The 12035-nt window shown below is 37.8% G+C and carries 11 protein-coding genes; 3 read left to right on the top strand and 8 right to left on the bottom strand.

Annotated features, from left to right (window positions below):
• Nucleotides 1-224 precede the first annotated feature (224 nt).
• Complete coding sequence (locus JNUCC25_RS09530) at nucleotides 225-365, top strand: hypothetical protein (RefSeq protein ID WP_013056554.1); 141 nt, start codon at nucleotides 225-227, stop codon at nucleotides 363-365.
• A 735-nt stretch (nucleotides 366-1100) separates the two neighbouring features.
• The gene (locus tag JNUCC25_RS09525; protein ID WP_016763750.1) at nucleotides 1101-1256 is read left to right on the top strand and encodes an aspartyl-phosphate phosphatase Spo0E family protein; all 156 of its coding nucleotides are present in this window, start codon (nucleotides 1101-1103) and stop codon (nucleotides 1254-1256) included.
• A gap of 136 nt (nucleotides 1257-1392) precedes the next feature.
• Here the strand turns inward: JNUCC25_RS09525 and JNUCC25_RS09520 are convergent, their stop codons facing one another.
• From JNUCC25_RS09520 to JNUCC25_RS09485, 8 genes are all read right to left on the bottom strand, one after another.
• Nucleotides 1393-2361 carry an extracellular catalytic domain type 1 short-chain-length polyhydroxyalkanoate depolymerase gene (locus JNUCC25_RS09520; protein ID WP_057274832.1) on the bottom strand — a complete coding sequence of 323 codons (969 nt, stop codon included), beginning with the start codon at nucleotides 2359-2361 and terminating at the stop codon, nucleotides 1393-1395.
• Nucleotides 2362-2920: 559 nt separating this feature from the next.
• The gene (locus JNUCC25_RS09515; RefSeq protein WP_057274831.1) at nucleotides 2921-4267 is read right to left on the bottom strand and encodes an MFS transporter; all 1347 of its coding nucleotides are present in this window, start codon (nucleotides 4265-4267) and stop codon (nucleotides 2921-2923) included.
• Nucleotides 4268-4684: 417 nt separating this feature from the next.
• A complete protein-coding gene (gene ybaK, locus JNUCC25_RS09510) occupies nucleotides 4685-5167 on the bottom strand; it encodes a Cys-tRNA(Pro) deacylase (RefSeq protein ID WP_029321172.1) in 483 nt (160 codons plus the stop codon).
• A 258-nt stretch (nucleotides 5168-5425) separates the two neighbouring features.
• The gene (locus JNUCC25_RS09505) at nucleotides 5426-6415 is read right to left on the bottom strand and encodes an ABC transporter ATP-binding protein (protein ID WP_064471569.1); all 990 of its coding nucleotides are present in this window, start codon (nucleotides 6413-6415) and stop codon (nucleotides 5426-5428) included.
• The gene (locus JNUCC25_RS09500; RefSeq protein WP_029321169.1) at nucleotides 6408-7406 is read right to left on the bottom strand and encodes an ABC transporter ATP-binding protein; all 999 of its coding nucleotides are present in this window, start codon (nucleotides 7404-7406) and stop codon (nucleotides 6408-6410) included. The genes JNUCC25_RS09505 and JNUCC25_RS09500 overlap by 8 nt, the downstream gene beginning before the upstream one ends.
• On the bottom strand, nucleotides 7403-8311 hold the full coding sequence (locus JNUCC25_RS09495; protein WP_029321167.1) for an ABC transporter permease: 909 nt from the start codon (nucleotides 8309-8311) through the stop codon (nucleotides 7403-7405). Before JNUCC25_RS09495 ends, JNUCC25_RS09500 begins: the two co-directional genes overlap by 4 nt.
• A 9-nt stretch (nucleotides 8312-8320) precedes the next feature.
• On the bottom strand, nucleotides 8321-9274 hold the full coding sequence (locus JNUCC25_RS09490) for an ABC transporter permease (RefSeq protein WP_029321165.1): 954 nt from the start codon (nucleotides 9272-9274) through the stop codon (nucleotides 8321-8323).
• 59 nt (nucleotides 9275-9333) lie between these two features.
• Nucleotides 9334-10872 carry an ABC transporter substrate-binding protein gene (locus JNUCC25_RS09485; RefSeq protein ID WP_029321163.1) on the bottom strand — a complete coding sequence of 513 codons (1539 nt, stop codon included), beginning with the start codon at nucleotides 10870-10872 and terminating at the stop codon, nucleotides 9334-9336.
• 290 nt (nucleotides 10873-11162) lie between these two features.
• On the opposite strand from JNUCC25_RS09485, the gene JNUCC25_RS09480 reads away from it, so the two are divergent.
• On the top strand, nucleotides 11163-11909 hold the full coding sequence (locus JNUCC25_RS09480) for a gamma-glutamyl-gamma-aminobutyrate hydrolase family protein (protein WP_029321161.1): 747 nt from the start codon (nucleotides 11163-11165) through the stop codon (nucleotides 11907-11909).
• Nucleotides 11910-12035: the final 126 nt, after the last annotated feature.

Here is a 12035-nt window from a genome sequence, read left to right as displayed (position 1 = left end):
AATTTTAATGATTTGTATCCCCCATACGAAAAAAATTTATGGCTTCCTACTTTTTTAGGGAAAATGGGATAAGCTCCCTTGATTATATTTATTTTGAGGGAGATATTGAGGAGATGCACTACTCTTTTTGTTCTATGTGTTGAGAAAATAAAATAAGGGTATATAATAAATATAGGAAAATGAAGATAAAAGTAGAATATATATTCTAAAGGGAGGGATTTATTGTGATTGTTACTTTAGGTTTTGCGGCATCAATTATTGCTTTGTTTATGCTTTTTACTAACCGGACGTCCAATATCCCGGAAGAAATAATCCATGAAACAACAAATGTTAATAAAGATGAGCAGTATATGTATTATATATAAAGCGTCTTAACAGACGCTTTTTTGTTGCGCTTTTTACAAAGTCTATAGCGGTTAGAAACAGCCCTCACCTATCATTTATCTTTATTTGTCAGTGCCTGATAGCCATAAATAGTTAAGCAGAAACTAATAAACGAAAAAATTTTTTTAAAAGCTGCCAAACGTAAAATGAAAGATTCACAGTGTCCCTACCAAAAAGGGTCCAAAAATAAAACTACTATCGTTTAAAATTTTTCCTTTCTACCCTCCTTTTACACTCCACCACTTGTAAGGAATAGCTAATGAGCACATTCCAATTACTAAAGATGAGACAAAAAGAGAAGCGGGAAAATAGGTTCTCATTGATTTTTTGGCATAAAAACAAGGGAAATCCACGGAAGAAACAATTGAAGAATTCTGATGACATTGGGCATATTAGTAAATTCTCCTTTCTTATGTTAACATGCCTAAATGTAATCGGATTATGCCTATATCCAAAAAACAGGATAAGCTCTGTTGGTCTGTGAGTTATTTACAACCGGGGAACAATCACAATTAAGATAGAGCACAGCTTCCAGCAAAACGTTTAAGAGCTAATTCTTTTTAAATGAAAATATCTGAATTCAAAATACGACAGACTTCGACACTATCTATTTGTTACTATATTTTTTAGGTTCTATTTTTAGATTGGAACCATTTTTACATAAATAATTCAACAATTTAAGCCTTTAAAATGACGTGGCAAGTGGAGGAAACTTAATGTGTTTCAAATGTAGACTACTGCTGATAAAGATAGAATTTATACGAAAAATGATGATGATGATTGCTCTAGAAGAAGGGTTTACAAGTAGTAATACGATTAAAATCAGTCAGGATCTAGATGTATTGTTAAATCGGTTTGAAGCTACTTGTTAAAACATGTTCGTTGATAACAGAAAAAGGATCTTTCGATAAGATCCTTTTTTGCTGTTGGTAGACAATTATTTGTTTCAAAAAAAATGAAAGCTAATGTTATTTAGTAGTACATCTTGATCGCTCGTTCATACTCTATTCAATCATTCTGTGCTTCAAAAAAGTCCCACATCATTTTTGAAGCATTAGGACCTTTTGAATCAGTATCTGATCCATTGTCATTTCCTCCTGACCATGCATGCCCCATATCCTCTACCATAATTTTTTTCATCCAGATTTTATTTTCTGCATCTATGTAGTCAGACATTATGTAGCTATAATGATTTCCGTTGTCTTGTGACGTATAAAAAGCAGCATTTTCATGTAAGTTTATACCGAAATTCTTATAGGTATAAATCCACTGCTGAATTAATGTAGACGCATTAATTGGATTGACTGTTGTATCTGATTGACCATGAAACGTAATGATGGGAACAGGCCGTGCATAAGGTCCCATTTTTTTATAAGCTTCATCACCGTCAAGTTCAGGATTTAAAGAGCCGTATAGCATGACTTCTCCAGCTGTGATGAGGTCTACAGCATACGCATTACTGCCTGCTGAATGAATGCCTACCGCTTTAAATACATCGGGATAAGCAATAGCCATCACATTTGCCATAAAGCCTCCAGCTGACATGCCAGCAAGGTATATATTAGTAGAATCAATCGCATATTTAGCGGTTATGTGATCAATCATATCTTTTATTATGTCTGGCTCTCCATTACCGCGAAACTGGTTATACTCATAAAACCAATTCCAGCACCCGTTGGAATTAGCAAAGTAATTCATTTGAGGATAGAGAACAATAAAGCCTTTTTCTTCCGCTAGCTTATTCATCTCCGTACCTGCAGCAAAATCATCTGCATCTTGTTGACATCCATGAAGCATAACGATTAATGGTACTTTACTTAATCCAGTATATGTACTTGGAACATACACCTTGTAGGTAAAATAATCATCATAATTATACTTTTTCCAAATAGGTTGAAAGAACACGCTCTGTAATTCTATTAAAAACGTAGAAGCAGTTAAAACCGGGTTCGTAAAAAAGGAATATAAAGTATTCACGGAGTTTACCCTCTCTCTATTTCTGATGTATATACTCTTTATTTCGTTATATCACAAAATAATCCTTTTATTATGTATCTCATCTTTCTTATATGTCTTCCATTATTTTTTTCTTCACTCTTTAGTGGTGCAAATTCATAGAGTAAGTTACGCTCTGCGCTGGATAACAACTTTAGTTAATTTTATTAAACTTAATATAACGACTATCCAATCGGGGAAATTTTAAAGGGAGTGTTCAAAATGCCGAAAGTAAAGCCTGGTTTTAAACATTACTGGAATAAGATCATTCAAGCCCTTATTACCACCAAATAATAGACAAAAATCCTACTACAGAAAAAAGTTGTGCAGCACGGATAGGTTAGTAAGGCTAGCCCTTTACCATAGCGATAAAACAGTGGGTCTTATCGAAGAAGGCACGCGTGAGTTTAGCTTAAAAGAACCTATCTTTCCATATTCCGAACCGACTACAAAATAATTGTCTTTTAAGAGAATAAAAAAAGGCTGGCTATAGAAAGCCAGTCCTTTTTGTGTTATCGAACGCTTATTGGTTTAAACAAAATTAAAAACTTACATTATTTGGCGGGATGCTGTCGTCTTTGTCATCTGTTTTCAACTCGGATTCTATGTATGAATCTTTAGAGGATTCTCCCATACGCCAATAAACAAGAAAGCTGATGGCGATACATCCTGCTACATAGAAAAAGAAAAGTGATTCATGGCCGATACTTTTCAGCCATAGGGCGATAAATTCTGCAGTGCCTCCAAATATGGCAACTGTAAGTCCATACGGTAACCCAACACCAAGAGCTCGAATTTCTGTTGGGAAAAGCTCGGCTTTTACAATAGCGTTAATCGATGTATAACCTGTTACAATGATAAGTCCAATTGTCATTAATAAAAAAGCCATGACTGGGTTATGTGCTTGTTTCATAAAAAGAAAAAGCGGTACTGTCAGTAATGTTCCTAAAATACCAAAGCTCATTAACAGAGGTCTGCGTCCAATTTTATCAGATAGCATACCTGCTATTGGCTGAATAACAACAAATACAAGCAGCGCACAGAAGTTAATCCAGCTTACGACTCCTTTATCTAGCCCTACACTGTTTACCATAAATTTTTGCAAATACGTCGTATACGTATAAAAAGCGACTGTTCCTCCTAGTGTTAAGCCAATAACGGTCAACACTGCTTTAGGATGCTTCATAAGTGCTTTAATAGTTCCTGCATTTTCACGGCTTTCAGAGTCCATTTTAGAAAATTGCTCTGACTCATCCATTGTACGGCGCAGCCATAAAACGCTTAGCGCTCCGATTGCTCCAATGACAAAAGGAATACGCCAGCCCCATGAAATCATATCTGCTTCACTAAGAACGTTTTGCAGAATAATTTGAACACCTAATGCCACCAGCTGACCAGCAACAAGCGTCACATACTGAAAGCTTGAATAAAACCCTCTTCGCCCGCTGCTTGCCATTTCAGAAAGGTAAGTTGCAGACGTTCCGTATTCTCCTCCTAAGGAGATTCCTTGCAGCAAACGCGCTAGTACTAGAATAATAGGAGATAATAACCCTATCGTGCCATAGCTAGGAGTACAGGCGATAATAAAAGAACCGCTCGCCATAATGGTAATAGATAAGGTAAGCGCAGCCCGACGACCGTATCGATCCGCATAGCGCCCCATTAATAAACTTCCGATTGGACGCATTAAGAAACCGACGGCAAAGATTGCCGCTGTGTTAAGCAGCTGACTTGTTGAATCACCTTCCGGGAAGAATTGCGATGAAAAATAGACGGCAAAAGCAGAGTAAACGTACCAATCGTACCATTCAATTAAGTTCCCAACAGATCCTTTAAAAATATTACTTGTAACACGCCTGTTGTTTGCAGCTTCACTGGTATGAGCCATGATTGATCCCTCTTTTCTTTGAGTGTTTAATGTTGGTTCTTCTGTAACATGAAGTAGTAAGTAATTTACCAGCAAATCTTTTTAAACAGCTAGACTGTATTGCTTTCTATAAAACCTGTTCAACCAATTACTTATATAATGAGAGCGCTTAAAAAAGGTTGGATAATTCATTTCAATATCATCTATAGATAACAAAATAAGCGGTTTTAAAAGCGGCTACTGTCTATTACATATGTAGTGTTAATCCTCCCTTCTATTTATATATTGTACTATTTATTTATTAGAAAATATAATATTTTCTAATTATTTATACAAAAATTTTACAAAGTTCGGTTTTCTAATTTATATGACAAACTAAGGGAACTAAAAAAGCGAAACGCTCATGTCGTAGTGCGTTTCGCTCAAGGGAACTACATTTCAACTATCTTTTGTGATGTCTGCTAAACCTATGCGAATTACTTTTGATAAGTCACTTAACGTTAACTGTATTTGGTGACCTACACGTCCACCTGAAAAGTAAATCGTTTCGCAGTTTTCTGCTGTAGAGTCAATGAAGGTTGTGAACTGCTTTTTCATTCCGATAGGAGAACACCCGCCGTGAACATATCCTGTAAGGGGCAACAGCTCTCTTTGAGGAATCATTTCTAAGGACTTTTCACCAGCTGCTTTTGCCGCTTTCTTTAGGTCAAGCTCCTTTTCAACGGGTACCATGAAGACGTAATGTTCTTTTGATTTCCCTACGGTCACCAGTGTCTTGAAGACTTTAGCAAGATCCTCTCCGAGCGAAGTAGCTACCTGTACCCCACTCAGATTTTTAGTTTCATAAGAATAATAATTGTACTCAATTTTTTTCTGATCTAAAATTCGCATGACATTCGTTTTATCTGCTTTTTTACCCATAATTATCACCGATACTATCATAACACGTTTTGTTTTCATATCTCCATATATTAGGATAGGTAGGTTAGTAAGGATTATTCATATCTTTTATATAAAAATGAATCTAATATGCTGAATAATGACTTTTCTCAACCCATTGAACCCGCTTTTTTCACAGAAAAAAAGCCACTAGAGGTACTAGTGACTTTTTCATTTTTATTTATTCCATTATGCTGCTGCATTACTACGTTGCTTTCTATATCTCTACAGCTTCTCAAATTAATTATAAAGATGACATTTTACTTTATGCTGGCTGTCAATCACTGTATCTTCAGGTGTTTCTTTCATGCAGCGGTCAAATGCGAACGGGCATCTTTTATGAAACGCACAGCCTGAAGGCGGATTAAGAGGAGAAGGAATTTCACCTTTAAACTCAATTTTTTCGCGTTTTTCATGTTCGTGAATTGCCGGGACAGATGATAAAAGAAGTTTTGTGTAAGGATGACGAGGATTTGAAAAAATCTCATCTGTTGGCCCTTCTTCTACTAATCTTCCTAAATACATCACACCAACGCGGTCTGCAATATGTCTTACGACGCTTAAATCGTGGGAGATAAAAAGATATGAAAGCTTCATTTCTCTTTGCAAACTGCGCAGCAGGTTTAAGATTTGTGCTTGAATGGATACGTCCAGCGCTGAAACCGGCTCATCACAAATGATAAGCTTGGGGTTTAAAATCAATGAACGCGCAATGCCTATGCGCTGGCGCTGACCGCCTGAAAATTCGTGCGGATAGCGGTTGTAATCTTCTTCGTTAAATCCGAGCTTTTTTAATAACTCAATGACAAGCTGCTTTCGTTCGCTTTTTGCGCCTACATTATGAATTGTTAATGTTTCTTGAATGGAAGCACCAATCTTTTTCCTTGGATTAAGGGAAGTATGCGGATCTTGGAAAATCATTTGCAAATCTTTACGAATGGTTCGTAAGCGTGATGTTTTAGATTCGAAAATACTTTCTCCATTAAACTGTGCTTCTCCGCCCGTTGGTTCTACTAATTTTAAAAGCGTGCGCCCCGCTGTACTTTTCCCGCAGCCAGATTCACCTACTAATCCATACGTTTCGCCTTCATAAATATCAAAGGATAAATCTTGAACTGCTTTGATTTGGCCTTTTGCTTTCCCCAAAGCAGAACGAACCGGGTAATATTTTTGCAGGTTGCGAACTTCAAGCAAGGGCTTGGCGCTTTGCTGCTTTGCTTCACTAGACATACGCAACCTCTCCTTCTTGAATTTTTTCATAGTGCCAGCATCGAACGCGATGTGTATCATCGGCATGCTCTAAAACAGGTACTTCTTTATGGCATTTTTCCGTTGCAAATGGGCATCTTGGTGCAAAACGACAGCCGTCTGGCACGTTTGAAAGCGGCGGAACCGTTCCGGGAATGGACGAAAGCTCTTCTGTTCTGTCGCCATCTAAGTGAGGAACCGACTTAATTAGGCCCATTGTATAAGGATGAAGCGGCTTTGAAAACAGCGTTTTAACATCCGTTTCTTCCATCACTTGTCCTAAATACATCACGGCTACTTTTGTACAAATATTAGCCACAACGCCTAAATCATGGGTGATGAAAAGCACGCCCATGTTGAGCTTGTCTTTTAAATCCATCATGAGGTCAAGGATTTGCGCTTGAATGGTTACGTCTAAAGCTGTTGTTGGCTCATCGGCAATAAGAAGCTTTGGCTCACAGGCTAAAGCCATCGCAATCATAATGCGCTGCCTCATTCCACCGGAAATTTCATGCGGATACTCTTTTGCTCGCTGTTCTGGAGACGGAATGCCAGTTAGTCTCAAAAGCTCTACGACTTTCTTTTGCGCTTCTTTTTTGGAGACTTTCTGATGCAGACGAATCACTTCAGCAATTTGTTTTCCAATGGGCATAACGGGATTTAATGACGACATTGGATCTTGGAAAATCATTGAGATTTCGTTTCCTCTTAGCTTTTGAATTTGCTTTGAAGACATGTCTAATAAGTTTTTTCCTTCAAACAAAATCTTGCCATCGTAGCTTGTGAGGTCTTCATCTAATAGCTGAAGAATAGATTCGGATGTTACGCTTTTTCCAGATCCTGATTCACCGACAATCCCTAATACTTCTCCTTTATTTAATTGAAGAGATACATTGTCAACAGCCGTTACTTCTCCGCTATACGTTGTAAAAGTTACTTGTAAGTCTTCTAATTTTAAAAGGGCGTTACTCAACGTTTTTTCCTCCTTTTCTTCAGCATTACGTTTTTCGGATTTAACCAATCGCGCAGACCGTCACCAAATAAATTAAGGCCAAGTACAATTAAAATGATGAATACACCCGGAAACACGGTCATCCACCACGCGTTGTAAATCGCAAGCTTTCCGTCATACAGCATATTTCCTAAGCTCGGTGTCGGCGCAGGAATCCCGGCTCCTAAAAAGCTTAGCGAAGCCTCTGTTAAAATCGTCACGGCAAACACGTATGTTACTTGAACGATTAAAGGCGATAAGACGTTTGGCGCCATATGAAAACAAATGATTCGAAGTGAGCTTGCTCCTTGAGCTTTTAGCGCTTCAATAAACGTTTTTTCTTTTACAACAAGCGCAGTTGAACGAACAATTCTCGCAATCGAAGGAATAAATACAAGGCTCAATGCGATAATAACGTTGCTTGTTTTAGGTCCTAAAGCAGACATAATGGCAATTGCTAGTAAAATAGATGGAAAAGCAAACAAGCCGTCACAAATTCTCATTAAAATATAATCAAGAATTTTATAATAAGAAGATAAAAGTCCAACGATTAAACCAAGTACAGTAGCAATAATCGTTACTGCGGCTCCGATCATTAATGATATTCTGACGCCGTACATTGTGCGGCTAAATACATCTCGTCCAAAGTTATCCGTTCCAAACCAGTGCGTGCTTGACGGCGGTGCTAATCGATTTGCAGGGTCGATTTGTAAGCTGCCAAAAGGAGAAATGAGCGGAGCAAAAACAGCAATCAAAATCGATAATAAAATAAGTATCGCTCCTCTTACTAACAAACGATTTGAGAAAAAGCGCGCTACCGCTGGGTTTCTTTTTTTCTTTGCAGTTACTGAAATGGTCTCTGTATTTTGTTGTGCGTTCACATTCATCACCCTCCTTTAATCATGATAAGAATTGCGTACACGCGGATCGATCACTGCATACAGCAAATCAACAACTAAATTGATGACCACATAAGCAACCGTAATTAAAAGTACGGCTCCTTGAATAAGCGCGTAATCTCGGCGTTCAATTGATGAAACAATCAGCTGACCTAGCCCTGGAATGTTAAATAATGATTCTGTTACCGCCGCTCCGGTCACAAGCCCCGCAAATGATTCTCCGATAACTGTTAAAATCGGTAAAAAACTCACGCGCAGCGTATGCTTAAGCATAATTGTGCGTTCATTTAATCCTTTTGCTTTTGCCGTTTTAACAAAGTTCTCAGAAATGGTATCGAGCAAAGATGAACGCGTCATACGCGTAATTAATGCAGCTTGAATCGCTCCAAGTGTAATCGTTGGTAAAACTAAGTACTTTAAATACTCAAATAATCCAGCATTTAACGGAACGTATCCTGAAACAGGAAAAATTCGAAGCTGTACCGCAAAAAGCAAAATAAGGAATGAACCGAGAAGAAAGCTAGGAATGGAAATACCTAAAAGGCTGGCTCCCATAATGCTTTCATCACGAATCGTTCCTTTATGTTTAGCTGCATATATACCAAATAGTAAAGCAAAGGCCACACCAAAAATTTGCGCGAGTATAGCTAGAGAAACCGTAGGACCTACATTATCCCAAATTGCCCCGAGCACAGGTTTATTTAAAAAGTAGGAATAGCCAAAATCTCCGTGAAAAATGTTAGATAGCCAGATAAAGTATTGACTTACCACAGGCTCATCCAATCCCATTTCTTTGCTCAGCGCTGCAATTTGTTCCGGACTTGCGCCTTGTCCTAAAATGATTGCTGCGGGACTCCCAGGCGTTAAGCGCGTAATTAAGAACACAACAATAGATACAATGAATAAAACAGGAATTAGTGCAAAAAGTCTCTTAAGTGTATAAGCTCCCATCGTAAACTCCTTTCTAAAACAGAGAGCATAAGCTCCCTGTTTATTAGAATAATAAGATATTATTTTGTTAGACTCATATTGTAGAAAATTGGACCTAAATTATACTCATAGCCTTTTGCATTGTTAGAAACGGCATTGATGTTCACTTTATGACCAATAAGCGTAAACGGAAGCTCGTCCCATACGTATTGCTGAATTGCATCAATGTCACCGCGAGCTTCTTTAACAGAAGGAGCAGCTTTAATTTTGTTTAAGTAGTCCATTGATTTTTCAACTGATGTACCTTTTGTAGTCCAGAATCCTTGGAAGATGGTAGAACGAGCATTCCAGTCAACAGGATAGATGTCCCATTGGCTTGTATCACTCATTTTATCGCTGAATGTCGCCCAGTCGTATACTTCTAATTTTACATTCATACCAATGTCTTTTAACTCTTGTTGAACCACAACAGCTGTATTGTATTGATCTTGGTAATCACGAGACGCCATTAAGCGAATTTCTTCTCCGTTATAACCAGATTTCTTCAAATATTCTTTTGCTTTTTTCTTATCATGCTGGTTATATTCTTCTTTTCCAGCTGTACTGTAGTAATTTGGATACTCTTTGTTCACAATGGATGAAGAAAGCTTGTAATAATCCGAGCTTCCGTAAGAACTGTCTAAGATATCTTTTGAGTTAAGAGCTGCGTTAACTGCTTTTCGTGCATTGATGTCTTTAAAGACGCCTTTATCTGCGTTGTAGAAAAGTCCCATAAATCCGCCTGGTGATGTTTCTACTTTTGCATTTTGGCTGCCTTCAACTTGTTTGGCATTATCGCTCGATACAGATAGCGCAACGTCAAATTGTCCGGTTGTAATACCAGAAATCCTAGTTGACTCATCGCTTACGAAACTAATCTTAATTTCATCGACGTGAGGAGTTTTCTTAACTTCGCGGCCTTTCGAAGAATAATCTTTAAATTTCTCTAATAAAAGATATTGATTTTTCTTCCATTCTTTTACTTTATATGGACCTGTTCCTATGTAGTCTTTGATCCCTTCATCAGATGCATTGTCAACCACTTCTTTTGGTAAAACAGCTGCTGCAGGGATTGGATCAGCTAATAAAGATAGCGTGTTAACGTTTGGTGATGGTAAATGAAGCTCCACCGTATCATCATTGGTTTTTGTCATTTCAGCACCAGAGAAGTTTGTTTTTCCAAGGGATGATAGCTTAATCCAGCGGTTAATAGAAGCGACAACGTCATCTGCAGTCATTTCTTTACCGTTATGAAATTTAACCCCTTTTCTTAAATGGAACGTGTATGTTTTTTTATCATCGCTAATATCTACTTTAGACGCTAAGTCAGGCTTAGGATTTCCTTTGTCGTCTAAAATCATCAACCCTTCATAGATACTGCGCGTTGCGTCTTTCACGTCGGAGTCCCCAGTGATTTGAGCATCCAGCGTTGCTGGCTCACTTTGAGACGCGACGTTTAGCGTTCCGCCTTCTTTTCCTTCTTTTTCACTTGAAGTATTTTTACTTGCGTTACCACTGCACCCTGCTACCATGAGGACAATGGTTAAAAGAGAAATGAAAAGTAAATAAGTCCTTTTCACTAAAATCACTCCTATTTCCTTGTATAAAATTTTAATCCGACTATAATAAGAAGAATAGTAGGAATGTGAACAATTGTAGCACTACCTTCTACCTTTGGCAATTAGTATTTTTAACATACAGAGGCTATCATACCATTTTCTATTAAATAAATATGGTATATATGTATAATAGTTGAACAAAAGAACCATTTATTTCTTATAAAGCAAGAGATTGAACACACTTTATCAACGCAGGAAAAAGAAAAAATATCTCAAGAAATGGTAATTTAACAAAAAAGGAGAAAACAACAGTGGGATTTTTAATTGGTATATCAGGAAGCATTATTGTGGATCAAGGAGGACGCTTTCCAGGCTATAAGCGAGCGTATGTGAATAACGACTATATCGAATCAACAGCGCTCAGCGGCGGAGTTCCTTTTATCTTGCCAGTGCTAAAAGACGAAGAAATGATTAAAGCGCAGGCAGAAAGTATAGACGGGTTGATTTTATCAGGTGGACAAGACGTTAATCCCCTTTTATACGGAGAAGAACCGACAACCAAAACGGGTTCACCTTTTTTAGCACGAGATCAGTCTGAACAGCTATTGTTAAAGCATGTGATTAATCAAGGAAAGCCCGTGTTAGCGATTTGCCGCGGCTTACAAATTTTAAACGTTGCTTACGGAGGCACTCTTTATCAAGACATCTCAGACATTAAAGAGTCATTTATCAAACATGATCAATACAACAATACAAGCGACCCTTCTCATTCCATCATGATTAAAGACGGAACACAGCTACATAGTCTTTATGGTAATCAAGCTCTTATTAATTCATTTCACCACCAAGCTATTAAAGACGTAGCGCCAGGTTTTGAAGTTTCTGCATGGGCAAAAGATGGAGTCATTGAAGCCATTGAAAAACAGGGAGAACAATTTGTAGTCGGCGTCCAGTGGCATCCAGAAATGATGGCAAAAGAACATACTTCAATGCTAAACTTGTTTAAACTGCTTATGGAGCATGTGCAGCAGTCGGCTGTAAAAAAAGTCAGCATTTGACGTTTTAATCTACTGCGTCACCGATACAAAAAGGCAGGCCGTTCTAATGGCCTGCCTTTTTGTATTACCTGAAGATACGCATAGAAATCTACACAAATTTTCATCTATTAATAAAGAAGAAAAACA

This window comes from Priestia sp. JNUCC 25 (assembly GCF_053667915.1).
This window is presented reverse-complemented; position numbering and strand designations above follow the sequence as displayed.

What these genes read in the sequence shown, in the direction of transcription:
- JNUCC25_RS09490 (WP_029321165.1), bottom strand. Translation starts at nt 9,274, where the DNA reads ATGGGAGCTTATACACTTAAGAGACTTTTTGCACTAATTCCTGTTTTA.
- ybaK (WP_029321172.1), bottom strand. Translation starts at nt 5,167, where the DNA reads ATGGGTAAAAAAGCAGATAAAACGAATGTCATGCGAATTTTAGATCAG.
- JNUCC25_RS09505 (WP_064471569.1), bottom strand. Translation starts at nt 6,415, where the DNA reads ATGTCTAGTGAAGCAAAGCAGCAAAGCGCCAAGCCCTTGCTTGAAGTT.
- JNUCC25_RS09525 (WP_016763750.1), top strand. Translation starts at nt 1,101, where the DNA reads ATGTGTTTCAAATGTAGACTACTGCTGATAAAGATAGAATTTATACGA.
- JNUCC25_RS09515 (WP_057274831.1), bottom strand. Translation starts at nt 4,267, where the DNA reads ATGGCTCATACCAGTGAAGCTGCAAACAACAGGCGTGTTACAAGTAAT.
- JNUCC25_RS09495 (WP_029321167.1), bottom strand. Translation starts at nt 8,311, where the DNA reads ATGAATGTGAACGCACAACAAAATACAGAGACCATTTCAGTAACTGCA.